This is a genomic window from Kitasatospora sp. NPDC058162 (assembly GCF_042884005.1).
Classification (GTDB): domain Bacteria; phylum Actinomycetota; class Actinomycetes; order Streptomycetales; family Streptomycetaceae; genus Kitasatospora.
On record NZ_JBHVUS010000001.1, the window covers coordinates 144927 to 157910 of the forward strand.

At 74.2% G+C, this 12984-nt stretch carries 8 protein-coding genes and 1 riboswitch; of the genes, 5 read left to right on the forward strand and 3 right to left on the reverse strand.

Annotated features, from left to right (window positions below):
* Nucleotides 1-7 precede the first annotated feature (7 nt).
* Complete coding sequence (locus ACFVXG_RS00575) at nucleotides 8-2353, forward strand: SAM-dependent methyltransferase (protein ID WP_387922893.1); 2346 nt, start codon at nucleotides 8-10, stop codon at nucleotides 2351-2353.
* Between the two features lie 30 nt (nucleotides 2354-2383).
* On the opposite strand, the gene ACFVXG_RS00580 is transcribed toward ACFVXG_RS00575, so the two are convergent.
* Both ACFVXG_RS00580 and ACFVXG_RS00585 read right to left on the reverse strand, forming a co-directional pair.
* Nucleotides 2384-4552 (reverse strand): hypothetical protein, encoded by a 2169-nt coding sequence (locus tag ACFVXG_RS00580; protein ID WP_387922894.1) that lies wholly within the window; start codon nucleotides 4550-4552, stop codon nucleotides 2384-2386.
* A complete protein-coding gene (locus ACFVXG_RS00585; RefSeq protein WP_387922896.1) occupies nucleotides 4549-6351 on the reverse strand; it encodes an HSP90 family protein in 1803 nt (600 codons plus the stop codon). Before ACFVXG_RS00585 ends, ACFVXG_RS00580 begins: the two co-directional genes overlap by 4 nt.
* A gap of 320 nt (nucleotides 6352-6671) precedes the next feature.
* On the opposite strand from ACFVXG_RS00585, the gene ACFVXG_RS00590 reads away from it, so the two are divergent.
* Nucleotides 6672-8306 carry a neuraminidase (sialidase) gene (locus tag ACFVXG_RS00590; protein WP_387922898.1) on the forward strand — a complete coding sequence of 545 codons (1635 nt, stop codon included), beginning with the start codon at nucleotides 6672-6674 and terminating at the stop codon, nucleotides 8304-8306.
* A 101-nt stretch (nucleotides 8307-8407) separates the two neighbouring features.
* On the opposite strand, the gene ACFVXG_RS00595 is transcribed toward ACFVXG_RS00590, so the two are convergent.
* Complete coding sequence (locus tag ACFVXG_RS00595; RefSeq protein WP_387922900.1) at nucleotides 8408-9121, reverse strand: IclR family transcriptional regulator; 714 nt, start codon at nucleotides 9119-9121, stop codon at nucleotides 8408-8410.
* A 200-nt stretch (nucleotides 9122-9321) separates the two neighbouring features.
* Nucleotides 9322-9464, reverse strand: a riboswitch (SAM riboswitch).
* A gap of 174 nt (nucleotides 9465-9638) precedes the next feature.
* Between ACFVXG_RS00595 and ACFVXG_RS00600 the strand changes: the two genes are divergently transcribed.
* The 3 genes from ACFVXG_RS00600 (at nucleotide 9639) to ACFVXG_RS00610 (ending at nucleotide 12897) form a co-directional block, all read left to right on the forward strand.
* A complete protein-coding gene (locus ACFVXG_RS00600; RefSeq protein WP_387922902.1) occupies nucleotides 9639-9896 on the forward strand; it encodes a hypothetical protein in 258 nt (85 codons plus the stop codon).
* 202 nt (nucleotides 9897-10098) lie between these two features.
* On the forward strand, nucleotides 10099-11397 hold the full coding sequence (locus ACFVXG_RS00605) for a hydroxymethylcytosylglucuronate/cytosylglucuronate synthase (RefSeq protein WP_387922904.1): 1299 nt from the start codon (nucleotides 10099-10101) through the stop codon (nucleotides 11395-11397).
* A gap of 174 nt (nucleotides 11398-11571) precedes the next feature.
* Nucleotides 11572-12897: a M1 family metallopeptidase gene (locus ACFVXG_RS00610; RefSeq protein WP_387922906.1), complete on the forward strand. Its 1326-nt coding sequence runs from the start codon at nucleotides 11572-11574 to the stop codon at nucleotides 12895-12897.
* Nucleotides 12898-12984: the final 87 nt, after the last annotated feature.

The window sequence follows — 12984 nt, forward strand, 5'->3', positions numbered from 1 at the left end:
CGCGCGCATGGACCACGGCCTGCCCTCCGCCCACCGCTACGCCCGCCCCTTCGACCGCTTCCCCTCCCGGCGCGAGCACGAGGACCGGTGGGCCGAACTGACCCGCGCGATCGCCGCAGCCGGTCCGCCCGGCGATGGAGCCAGCGGTGGATCCGACGACGCCAAGGGCGAGTTGACCGTCCTGGGCTCGGGCATCGAGGCGGCCGGGTTCACCCGCGCCGACGAGCGTCTGCTCCGCGAGGCCGACCACGTCTTCCACTGCGTGGCGGACCCGGCCACGGTGGTGCGGATCAACGCCTGGCGACCGGACGCCTACGACCTCGGCGTCCTCTACGACGACGCCAAGGACCGGTACCTGACGTACGTCCAGATGTCCGAAGCCGTCCTGCACTTCGTCCGCGCGGGGCGGCGGGTGGCCGCGGTGTTCTACGGCCACCCCGGCATCTTCGTGCTCTCCAGCCACCGCGCCGTCCGGATCGCCCGCCGCGAGGGCCACCGCGCCGTGATGCGGCCCGGCATCAGCGCCCTGGACGTGCTCTGCGCCGACCTCGGGGTGGACCCGAGCACCCCCGGCATGCAGACCTTCGAGGCCTCCGACCTGCTGATCCGGGGCCGGCGCATCGACCCGGGCCTGCACCTGGTGCTCTGGCAGGTCGGCGTCGTCGGCGAACTCGACTACCAGCGCGGCGGGTTCACCAACCGCCACCTGCCCGTCCTGCTCGACCGGCTGGAGGAGGTCTACGGGCCGGACCACACCGTGGTCAACTACATCGGCGCCCGCTACCGCGGCCTCGAACCCGTCACCGCCGAGCACACCGTCGCCGCTCTGCGCGACCCGGCCGTGCAGCGCTCCGTCACCAGCGCCTCCACCTGGTACCTGGCACCCACCGCGGCCGCCCCGGCCGACCCGGAGGCGCTCCGACGCCTCGGGCTGCTCAAGCCCGGTCAGACCGTCCGCCCGCCCGACGGGCCGCTGCGGACCATCGACGAGTACGGCCCGCGGGAGCTCGCCGCCCTCGACGACTTCGCCGGCTTCCGCGTCCCGGCCGCGTACCACTGGCAGGAGGACACGCCCGGCGCCCGCTTCGTCCTCGCCCTCGGTGAGGACAGTGCCCTGCGCGAACGCTACGTCCGGGAGCCCGCGGCCGCCGTCGCCGACTGGGCGCCGCCCGAGCTCGGCGCGGCCGAACGCGCCCTGCTGGCCCGGCGCGAGGACCTCGCCCTGCAAGCCGCCGCCCGGGGCGTACGGCGGCGGCCCGCCCCGGAGGCCGCGCGGCGGCTGCGCACCCTGCTCACCCGCAAGTCCGAGGCGCGCGGGCTGCTGCGCGAGGGCGTCACGGGCTGGCCGTCGATCCGGCAGGACCTGGACTCCGTCCTCGCCGACGCCCTCTACCCGTGGACCGGCCTGTACGGCACACCGGCCGGCGAGCTCTCCGTCTACGTCCTGGGCCGCGCGACCGACCCGCCCCGGCACCGGGTCCACGTCAACGGCCGCCGGATCGCCGACCCGCGCTATGAGCGCGGCGTGCTGCGCTGGCGCGAGCCGGACGGCAGCGGCGGCGAACTGCGCACCGAGTTCGGCCGCGACGGGCGGCGCCGCCTGCTCGGCACCGTCAGCACGGTCGACACCGTCGGGCACGCCGTCGGGCACGCCGTCCGCCTGACGGAGTACCCGCTGCCGGAGACGCCGCCGCTCGCCGACCTGGTCGGCGGGTACCACGCCGGGGGCGTACGCGTGGAGGTGGCGCCCGACGCGGTCGGTACGGCGCCGCGCCTGCGGGTCAGCGTCGACGGCGAGCCCGTCACCGCCGCGGTGCTGATCGGCCCGGCGGGCTTCGAGGTGGACGGTGTGACCGTCCCGTTCGACCGGGCGCTGGCGGACGTCCCGCCGTGTCTGTACGGGGACTACCGGCTGCGGCTGCCCTCGCGGCCGGGCGTCGGCGCGAAGCTGCGGATCGCGGAGGACGGCGTCACCCTCGACGGACAGCCCGTGCCGGAGGCCGAGTTGACCGGCCGACGCCTCGACTGGCGGGACGGCCCGGATGCCGTGCCGAGCGCCACCCTCACCCTGCTGCTCGACCCGATCACCCTGCACCCGATGCTCCACGGCACCGGCCGAGCCGCAGACGGCGCGCCCTTCCCCCTGGTCGGCATGGTCCCGGTCGAGGCCGCGGCGGTCCAAGGGCTCGCCGCCCAGCCCCGGTTCGGCATCCCGGCCGGCCCGTGGGCCCAGCTGACCGCGCTCGCCGCCGAGGCCAGCCACGACGGCGGGCTCTTCTGGTGGCACGGCTGGGAGCAGTCGGCGACCGCCCTGCGGACCGTCGAGCGCGCCCTGCGGGAGGGCGGCCGGTAAACCCTCAGGGTCGGGTACCGGCAGGTCGGCTCAGTCGTCGAGGTCCTCCAGTTCCAGGCCGTGTTCGGTGAGCAGCTTCGCCAGTTCCTCGTCGGCGCCCCGGGCCCGCAGGACCTTTCCGAGCAGCACGATCTCCTCCCAGGCGTCGTCCGGGTCCAGCAGCGCGAGGGCGGCACGGGCGAACTCCTCGGCGGCCGCCACGTCACCGAGTCGCAGCAGCGCCTCACCGAGGTCGGTGAGCACCGTGCTGCGGCGCCCGGCCGCTTCGGTGTCCGGGTGCGCGTCGAGCAGGGAGCAGGCCGTCCGCAGCCGCTCGGCGGCCTCCTCCAGGCGGCCGATCGCCTGCAGGTGCTCGGCGTAGGCGATCAGGACGACGACAGTGGGCGAGACGGCGGGATCGGCCGGGCCAGCCAGGCCTGTCGGGCCGCGCTCGCCGACCCGACCGGGCGAACCGGCCTCGCCGAAGAGGCGGCCGAGCACCGCACCGGTCTCCCCCAGCAGGTCGGCGAGCACGCCGTCCGTGGGCTCGGCATCGGCGTCCGGGTGCCGGGCCAGCGCCTCCCCGAGCGCCGCGAGCGCCTCCTCCTCCCGCCCCGCGGCCGCGAAGCCGCGCGCGGCGGCGAGGCTCCAGCCGGCCGCCTCAGGACCGTAGCCCAGCCACCGGCCGAGGGCGGCTTCGAGCTCCGGACGCGCCGGCAGCAGCGATGGCGGTTGCAGCCGTTGCAGCGCTTCCGGCGACGCCGCCGGGGCACCGTCCTGCGCCTCCCGCCCCCACGGATCCGAGTCCAGGAGTTCGCGCAGCACCCGGATGCCGGAGCCGCCCGGCCCGTCCATCCGGTAGGCGCGCGCCAGCACCCAGCGGCAGGCCGCCGCGTCCGCCGTCAGCCCGATCCGGTCGAGCTCGCGGACAGCCTCCTCGGCGGCCTCCGCGGCCTCGGCGTACTGCTCGTCGGCGAGCAGCACCTCGGCGACGGCCACCCTGTTGCGCGCCGCCGCGACCAGGTCGCCGGCCGCGGTCCGGTCCGCGACCTGCTCGAGCAGCCGCTGGAGGCGCTCCCCGCTGCGGGAGTTCACGGCCCGCTCGAAGACCGACAGCGGCAGGGGCTCGCCGATCGCGCCGGTGTCCATCCAGTCGCGTATTCGGGTGCTCTGGTAGCTGTTGCCGTTGCGGGCGTCGAAACGTTCCGCGATGCCCAGGGCGCGCTCGCGCAGTTCCACCGCGAGCTCGGCCACCGAGGTATCCGGTCGTCGCTTGCCCTCGACGGTGGGGAAGCGAAGCACCGCCCCGCCGTCGCCGCCGTTCTGCTCCTGGCTCCGGGACAGGACGGCCACGGCCGCCGCCGCGAACTCCATCTCCGTCAGCGGCGTACGCGGCCGGTCGAGCCAGGAGAGGTGGCGCTCGATCAGGTCGAGTCCGCGCACCAGGTTGCCGCTGTGCACGCAGAACAACAGGTTCAGCGCCAACTCCCCCAGGTGGTGCGGGTTGTCCCGGATCCTCCGGTAGGCGGCGCGGTGCGCCTCGACGGCCCGCTCACCCAGGCCGGAGCGGACGAACGGCAGCAGCAGCTCGGAGTAGATCAGCTGCGGCTGTTCGGTGCAGCCGGAGCGGACCGCCGACTCTCCGATCCGGATCGCCTCCTCGTCCCGGCCGAGCGCCACCAGGCTCTGCACCTGGCTGCTGGGCACGCAGCCCGCGCAATCGGAGAGGGCGTCCCTGCGGGTGAGCGCCATCTCCTCGTAGTAGGCCTGGGCCCGCTCGACCTCGCCGGTGAACTGCGCCGCCTCGCCGCGGTTCTGGAGGACCGCGTGCATGCTGTGACCGCCCCGGCGGTAGCGCCGCTCCATGTCCTCCAGCAGGTCCGTCCCCCGCTGCAGCGGGATCTCCGGGTACTGGTAGACGCTGTAGGCCATCCACTTGAACTGCCACAACAGGGTGTGCTCGTGTCCGGAGCCGAAGCGGTGCGGTTCCCGGTCGTAGGCCGCCAGGCACCAGGAGAAGGTGAGGAAGGCCTTCTCCGGTGCCCAGCTGTGCTGGAACACCGAGGTCGCCGACATCCGCACGTCGAAGGCGAACTCGACCAGCCCGAGCGCGTCGGCGTGGCGGATCACCTCCTCCAGGACGGCGAACTTCGCCGCACCGGTGGGCATCCCGCGCGTACTGGCGTAGAGCTGCCGGAGCTCCTGCTCGGTACGGCTCATCGCACACCTCCGGCGACGGCCCGGCCGATCAGGCCGAGGAAGGACTGGTTGAGGGCCGCGGTGTCGGCCGGGCGCAGCGGGTGGTGGCCGAGCAGCAGCGCCTGGGCGTACAGGCCCTCCAGGCACATGGTCCGGAGTTCCGGGTCGGCCAGCGCGAGGACCTGGCGGGCGAGCGGGTTGCGGTGGTTGAGCACCAGCCGGGGCCGGGGCGGGGTGTCGGCCTGGAAGCTGCCGAGGATCGCCGCCCAGGTCTCGTCCACCTGCTCCCGGGCGCCCTGGACGTCCAGGTGGAAGGCGGTGTCCTCGTCCAGGAGGTAGAGCGAGGGCAGTCCGGACGGTTCGAAGGAGCGGACCAGCAGGTCGCAGCCGAGCCGGTCGAGCACCCGGTCGGCCACGGCCAGGAACGGGGCGATCGCCTGTTCCTCGGCCGCGTCGAGGCGCTGGAGGTGGGTGGTGAGGTCGGCGGCGCGGAGCTGCTCGACCTCCAGGGCGCGGTCCACCGTCGCGAGCCGGTCGATCAGTTCGGCGTCGTACACGTAGCCGGCGTTGACGACCGCCAAGCCCTGCGCGGCGGCCACCGGCGCCAGCTGCCGGAACTCGTCCAGCAGCGGGGTGAAGCGCAGCAGGCCGTAGCGGTCGGCGAACTCGGCGAGGGTCAGCGGGCCGACGTTGGTCTCCATCGGCCAGAACTCGGCGACCAGGCGCAGCATGTCGTCGTCGTGCAGGGCGAGCGCCTTGACGCCCAGGTGGTGGACGCGCAGGAAGGAGCGCAGCCGGGCGGGCTCCTGACGGCTCAACCGCACCAGCCAACCGCGCAGTTGGTCGCCCAAGGCGTCCCGGGTCGCTTCCAGCAGGGAGTCCTCGTAGAGCGCCTCGCGGCTGGCGGTGGGCCGCAGCTCCGAGGTGTCGACGACGCAGCGCACGAAGAAGGCCCACTCCGGCAGCAGGCGTTCGGCGCCCTCGGCGAGCAGCATCTGCTTGAGGTACACCCGGTGCGCGGCCGGGACGGCCGGGTTGGCCGGCATCGGCAGGACGAAGGCCACCCCGCGCAGGCCCGCCTCGGCGGTGGCCACGTCGATCACGTCGAAGGGCGCGAAGCCGAAGACCTCCTCGCAGTACGCCTCCAGGCGGGCGCGGCGGGCCGGTTCGCCCTCGCCCTCGGGGCGGTCCCAGGGCGCGGGGCCGCCGGTGACCGGGGTGCCGTCCACCGTGACCGGGTGCGGCAGCCGGGCTCCGTAGTGGCTGACCAGTTCGGTCACGGCCCGGCGGGTGAGCAGGTGCTCGCAGCCGGGGCGGGGGCGCAGGGTGACCGTGGTCCCGGTCTCCTCGCGCTGTCCGTCGGCGGGCGCGAGCTCGACGGAGTAGGCGCCGTCCGAGAAGCCGTGCCACCGCACCGTGGGCTCGCCGGCCCGGCGGGTGGTGACCTCGATGGCGTCGGAGACCATGAAGCAGGACAGCAGGCCGATGCCGAACTGGCCCATGAACTCGTGCCGGGCGAAACCCAGGTCGTCGCGCTTCGAGCTGCGCCCGATCGTCGCCAGCAACTCGTGCACCTGCGCCTCGGCGAGGCCGATGCCGTTGTCGCTGATGCTCAGTGAGCCGTCGCCGGTGGTGTCGCTGGAGGCGATCGCGATCCGGGCCTCCCGCGACGCCGCGGCGGCGTCGCCCGGGTGCCGGGCCGTGATCGCGTCCACGGCGTTCTGCAGCAGCTCGCGGACGTACACCTGCGGGCTGGTGTAGAGGTGGTGGCTCAGGAGGTCGACGATCCCGCGCAGGTCGACGCGAAAGGTTTGGCTCAACGGACTCTCTCTCAGGTCGTGTCGGGAGCACCCTAGAACGGGGGTACGACAGGGCAAACCGAATATCCGGGCGATGGGCGCCCGGACGGTCGATCGCCCGGGGGACAACCGGGACGTGGGAGCAAAGCCGCAGGTCAGGGCCGGTAGGGCGAGGGATGGTACGGACTGGGTAAGGAGCGCGCGCGGATGGTTGGCGCGCCCCCTGGGGCTGGCTAGACTCGCGCGGCCGACCGAACGTCAACTCCCGTTCGGCACCGGGACAGCACAGCACCACCATCCAGCACACCAGGCACCTCCCGCTGACGACCATGGGGGTCTCCATGCAGTTCCGCACCAGAGCGTCGCTCGCCACCGCGACCGCGGCGCTCCTCCTCGCCGCCGTCGCGGGCGGCACCCCGGCCGGCGCGGCCACGCCCGGCACGACCGCGAGCGGCGCGAACCCGACCGACACGACCGCGACCGGCGCGGGCACGCCCGACGCCCCGCTCGCCGTGATCTCGCCCGGCGACCCGTACGCCGCCTGCGACCTCTCCGCGGACGGCGACGGCACCAACTACCCGTCCGCGGAGGACGAACCGTACGCCGCCGCCAACCCGCTCGCACCGGCGAACACCATCACCATCTACCAGCAGGACCGCTGGTCCAACGGCGGCGCCCGCGGCCTGAGCTCCAGCTACACCACGGACGGCGTGCACTTCACCCAGACCGCCCTGCCGTTCACCCACTGCGCCCCGGGCGGGCTGGCCTACCAGCGGGCCTCCGACGGCTGGGTGAGCTTCGGCCCCGACGGCACCGCCTACGCCAGCGCCCTGGTCTTCGACGCCACCACGCCCCGCAGCGCGGTGGCCGCCGCCACCTCGACCGACGGCGGGCGCAGCTGGCAGCACGTCACCGAGCTGATCGGCGACAACGACCCGGCGATCACCGACGACAAGAACGCCGTCACCGCCGACCCGGTCCACCCGGGCACGGCCTACCAGGTCTGGGACCGGGTGGACCAGGCCGCCGGCCCGACGCCGGTCTTCGACGGGCCGGGCTACCTCTCCGTCACCCGCGACCACGGCCGCACCTGGTCCCCGGCGAAGCCCTTCGTGATCACCGCCACGACGCCGAACACCCAGACCATCGGCAACCAGATCGTGGTCGACCCCCGCACCGACACGCTGTACGACTTCTTCGACTGGATCACCTTCACCGACGCGACCGCCACCACGGTCAGCGATGTGCACTTCGGCATGGTCAGCTCCACCGACCAGGGCCGCACCTGGAGCCAGCCGGTCCGGGTCGCCGCCGACACCTCCGTCCCCGAGGTCCACCCGAACGCGCCCACCGACGCCACCAAGTCCCTCCGGGCCGGCGCCGGCCTGCCCAGCGTGGCCATCGACCCGCAGACCGGCGAGCTCTACCTCGCCTACGAGGGCTCGGAGTCCACCGGCGGCCGGTACGACGCGATCCAGCTGGTGCACTCCACGGACGGCGGCCGGACCTGGAGCGCCCCCACCCGGATCAACCAGGCCCCGGGCGCGCCGGCCTTCACCCCGTCCATCACCGTGACGGCCGACGGCACCGTCGCCGTCAGCTACTACGACCTGCGCTACCTCACCCCGGGCGACACCACCACGCTGCCCACCGCCGCCTGGCTGCTCAGCTTCCCGCGCGGCGGCGAGAACAGCCCGGTCGAGCGGCAGATCTCGCCGGTCTTCGACTGGCTCAAGGCGCCCTTCGCCGGGGGACACTTCCTCGGCGACTACGAGGCCCTGATCACCGACGGCCACCGGATCCGCCCGGTGCTGGTGACCGCCGGCGCCGACCCGCTGAACTCCACCGACGTCTACAGCGGCCGCTTCCGGCCCGACACCCTGCGCAGCCCGGCCGCGGGCGCGCCGACCGACCAGGCGGCGCGCACCGGGGCGCCCGCCGCCGGCCCGCGCGCCGTCCAGCACCTGCGGCGCTGAGCCGGTCCGGCCACCGGCACGGAGGTGCCGGTGGCCGCCCGGGCCCTGGTCAGCGGCTCGGCCAGGGCCCGCACATCGCTCTTGAGTGCGCAGTTCGTCCGTCAGGGCATGCGCAGCGCCTCGGTGAGGTGGCCGGCCGCCTCGATGACGGCCTGCGAGAGGCGGGCACCGGGGTGCCGGGTGAGCCGTTCGATCGGCCCCGAGACCGCGACCGCCGCCACCACCCGCCCGGACGGGCCGCGCACGGGCGCGGAGACGGAGGCGACGCCGGGCTCGCGTTCGCCGATCGACTGGGCCCACCCCCGGCGCCGCACACCGCTGAGCGCGGTGGCGGTGAACCGGGCGCCCTGGAGCCCGCGGTGCAGCCGCTCGGGCTCCTCCCAGGCCAGCAGGACCTGGGCGGCCGAGCCGACCTTCATCGGCAGGGCCAGGCCGACCGGAACGGTGTCCCGCAAGCCGAACAGCCGCTCGGCGGCCGCGACGCAGATCCGGACCTCGCCCTGCCGCCGGTACAGCTGGGCGGTCTCGCCGGTGACGTCGCGCAGGTGGGTCAAGACCGTACCGGCGGCGGCCAGCAGGCGGTCCTCACCGGCGGCGGACGAGAGCTCGGCGAGCCGCGGGCCGAGGACGAACCGGCCCTGGAGGTCCCGGCCGAGCAGCCGGTGGTGTTCCAGTGCGACGGCGATCCGGTGGGCGGTCGGCCGGGCCAGGCCGGTGGCGTCGACCAGCCCGGCCAAGGTGGCCGGGCCGGCCTCCAGGGTGCCGAGGATCGAGGTGATCTTGTCGAGCACGCCGACGCCGCTCGTGTTCTCCATGGACGGGTACTCCAGTCTCAGATCCCGTGAGCGACGGGTGGGTTCGGCTCACGGGCGCTCCGGTGGGGGTGGGAGCGGGGTGGTCAGCGGGGACAGGCCTGCGGGAACAGCAGATTGCCTGCGCCGAGCACGAGACGGGTACGCGAAAGGGCCGGGGCGGGAAGCGCCCGGGCGAAGGACAGCACAGAGAGCACCGTGTCTCCTCATCTTCCCCGCGCCACGTTGGCGACAGGCCGGAGTTGGCACTGACCCCGAACGGCACGGCGCGTACTTCGGACGCCGGGTCGAACGGGGAGTTGCCGGGGCTTCGTAGGGCCGGTCCCTCCACCCCTCTGGATGATTCGCGAAGAACCATACAAGATTTCCCGGGCACCCCGCCAAACCTTTTCCCGATCCCCACGCCCGGGGCCGCTGCGACGGGCCCTCCGCCCACGGTCAGGGCGCCCCCGACCCTCTCCGCCGGCCCCTACCGGTTCCCGGTCACCACGGTCGGGCGGGGCGCGGAAGAATGGGGCGGGTGACCAGCACTCAGCCGATTCCCCGGGGCCTCACCGCCCTCATCCCCGATGCCCGCACCCAGGCCACGCCCGGTGAGCGAGCCGCCTCCCAACTCCTCCACCTGCGCGAGGCGACCGTGCCCGTACCGGTCCTCGCCGCGGCCGCCGAGCTGATCACCCCGCAGCTGAAGGACCCCGACCCGGCCACCCGCGCGGCCGCCACCGCCGTTCACACCCGCCTGCTCGCGGCCATCGAGGACGCCACCCCCGGGCGGTAGCCGACACCCTCCCCCGGTGGGGAGCGGCGGGCTGCCGACTGCGCCGCTTGACCCTCCTTCGTCAATACGCTGAACGGGAACTTCACCTGGTGGGGTGGTTAGGTTTCACTTTTCCGTAGGTAGTCGAACCGACCCTTCCTCACCCGGCTGGTACGAATGCGGAGCGACAGGAAATCCGGTACGGGCGGGGGAGTTGGCAGCGATGAAGGCGAACGCGGAGAGCAGCACGGTGGCCGTGGCCGGGGTGGAGTTCGGCTGGGGCAGTTCGGGGAAGTTGAGCGCGGTCCTGTCCGCGCTCCGGGCCCGCGGCGGCGAACGGCTGAGATTCATCGGACTGGCCTCCGGGCTGGGCAGACCGGTGCTCGCCGAGCAGCCGGTGAAGCGCTGGTTCGACCTGCCGGAGGAGCGGTCGAACCGGGAGTTGAGCCGGATCGTCCAGGCGCAGCGGGTGCGGGCGGCGCTCGTGGTGCTGGACGGCGCGCTGGCGAACGCGCTGCGGGCCTGCGGGGTGCCGGTGGTGTTCGTGGACAGCCTGCCGTTCCTCTGGACGGACGGCGACCGGCCCGACCTCCCGCTGGACGCCGAGGTGTACTGCGCCCAGCGGTGCGTGGAGCTGCCGCCGGAGGGCGCCCGAGTGCTGGCCGACGCACGTCAGCTCCGCTGGGTGGACGCCGTGATCGACGACGGCGGCGTCGTCCGCAGCAGCACCCCCACGCCCCACCCCCGGCGCGCGCTGCTCAACCTCGGCGGACTGCGCGGGCCCCACCTCACGGACTGGGCGAGCTATCCGCAACTCGTCCTGCCCGCCGCGCTGGAGGCGCTCACCGCGAGCGGGGTCACCGAGGTGCACATCGCGGGCAACCTGCCCGCCTGGCTGGCCGCCCAGCTGGTGGACTCCTGCGCCCATCCGCCCATCACCGCCGTCGGCGCCCTCCCCCACAAGGAGTTCCTGCGCCGCCTCGCCGAGTGCGACGTGCTGCTCACCTCCCCCGGGCTGACCACCCTCCTGGAGGCCGGGCGACTCGGCACCCCCACGCTCTGCCTGCCGCCGCAGAACCTCAGCCAGATCTTCAGCGGCCGCTTCCACAGCCAGGCGCTCGGCGCCGACGTCCGCCTCCGCTGGCCCCGGGAGGTGTTCGACGAGGAGGAGGCGCTGGCCCTGCGCGTCCACGGTGAGGGCAAGGCACTCGACCTGATCTACGGCGGCATCGCCCGCGCCGCCGACCTCGGCCGCCACCGGACGGCGACGGCCGTACGGGAGGGCCTGGTCGAGAAGCTCAAACAGCTGGCCGACGGGCTGACCGAGAGGCTGGCCGACGCGCCCGGGGCCGACCTGACTGCCCCCGGGCGTCATGCCCCCGGCCATCACGTCCCCGGCCATCACGTCCCCGACTGGACGGCGTTGACGAACGCGGTCGGCACGGCGGGTGCCGCCCAGGTCGCCGACGCCCTGCTCCAGCTCCTGGTCGAAACCTCGGGAGCCGCCCTGCCCGTCCGCTGACGAGTCCCCGCGCCGCTCCCCGAGCCCTCGCTCCCCGTGCCGTCGGCGGGAGGTCTGCGCGGTCACCCCGACGGCGGAGGTGCTCGTGTCCCCGGGGTGGTCGGGGCCGTTCTCAGGGCACCCCGCCCCTGCACCCGGCCCCTCCGCCCCCCTCCACCGACAGGAGTCCACGGCGTGCGACGCCTCCTCCCCCTGTTCGCCGTCCTCGCCGTCCTCCTGTCGGTGGCCGCCTCCCCGCCCGGCCGCGCCCCCGCCGACCCGACGCGCACCCCCGGCACCCCGGTCTACGCCGTCGGGCTGAGCAGCGACGCCACCGGTGCGCACTGGCACGGCCACGAGCGGATCACCTTCAGCAACGCCTCGCCGGAGCCGCTGCACGAGGTGTACCTGCGGCTCTGGGACAACTTCCGCGGCGGCTGTGCGACCCCGTCCGTCCGGGTGACCGGCCTGGACGGGACCGCCGAGGTCGACTGCACGGCCCTGCGCGTCCCGCTGGCCCGCCCGCTGGCCCAAGGCGCCTCCGGCACGGTCGAGTTCGACCTCGCCGTCGACGTCCCGGACGGCATCGACCGCTTCGGCCGCGACGGCGCGTTCAGCTTCATCGGCAACGCCCTACCCGTCCTCGCCGTCCGCGACGGGACGGGCTGGCACCTGGACCCGTACAGCGAGCTCGGCGAGTCCTTCTTCGGCCTCGCCTCCGACTTCGCCGTCACCCTCGACCACCCCACCGAGGTGCTGGTGCCCGCCACCGGTACCGCCGTCGACTCCCCCGGCGGTCCGGGCCGCACGATCACCCGGGTCGGCGCCCGGCACGTCCGCGAATTCGCCTGGGCCGCCGGGCCGTTCCACCGCATCGAGGGGCGGTCGGCCGGCGGCGTCCGGATGGCCGTCTACTCGGTCGCCGCCGTCACCGCCGAGGACGCCCGCGCGATGCTGGACCTCTCCCTGCGCACCATCGACGACCACTCCGCCCGCTACGGCCCCTACCCGTACGGGGACGTCGCCACCGTCCTCGACGACGCCTTCGACTTCGGCGGCATGGAGTACCCGGCCTTCGTCCTGGACCGGATCCGCCCCTCCGCCGTCATCCACGAGCTGGCGCACCAGTGGTGGTACGGCGTCGTCGGCGACGACCAGTACCGCGCGCCCTGGCTGGACGAGTCCTTCGCCGAGTACGCCATGGACGTCGAAATGGGCCGGACCAAGGAGGGCTGCACCGCCGCCACGCCCTTCCTCGCCCCGGGCGAGCGCCTCACCAATTCGATGAGCTACTGGGACGCCCACCCCGACCGCTACGAGCCGGTCATCTACGACCACGGCTCCTGCGCCCTGCACGAACTGCGCCGACTGATCGGCGCGGACACGATGTCCACCCTGCTGCACGACTACGCCCGCGCCCACTGGTTCGGCGTCTCCACCACCGCCGAGTTCAAGGCCGCCGCCCAGGCCGCGACCCCCGTCGACCTGGCGCCCTTCTGGCGGGAGCACCGCATCGACTGAGCCCCCCTGCAGCACCCACCAGCCCCGTTAATCGGTGGCCCTCACCTCTCACCGGCTCCTACAGTGTCCGCCGGATCAAGGACGTTC

What these genes read in the sequence shown, in the direction of transcription:
- ACFVXG_RS00575 (WP_387922893.1), top strand. Translation starts at nt 8, where the DNA reads ATGGACCACGGCCTGCCCTCCGCCCACCGCTACGCCCGCCCCTTCGAC.
- ACFVXG_RS00580 (WP_387922894.1), bottom strand. Translation starts at nt 4,552, where the DNA reads ATGAGCCGTACCGAGCAGGAGCTCCGGCAGCTCTACGCCAGTACGCGC.
- ACFVXG_RS00590 (WP_387922898.1), top strand. Translation starts at nt 6,672, where the DNA reads ATGCAGTTCCGCACCAGAGCGTCGCTCGCCACCGCGACCGCGGCGCTC.
- ACFVXG_RS00595 (WP_387922900.1), bottom strand. Translation starts at nt 9,121, where the DNA reads ATGGAGAACACGAGCGGCGTCGGCGTGCTCGACAAGATCACCTCGATC.
- ACFVXG_RS00605 (WP_387922904.1), top strand. Translation starts at nt 10,099, where the DNA reads ATGAAGGCGAACGCGGAGAGCAGCACGGTGGCCGTGGCCGGGGTGGAG.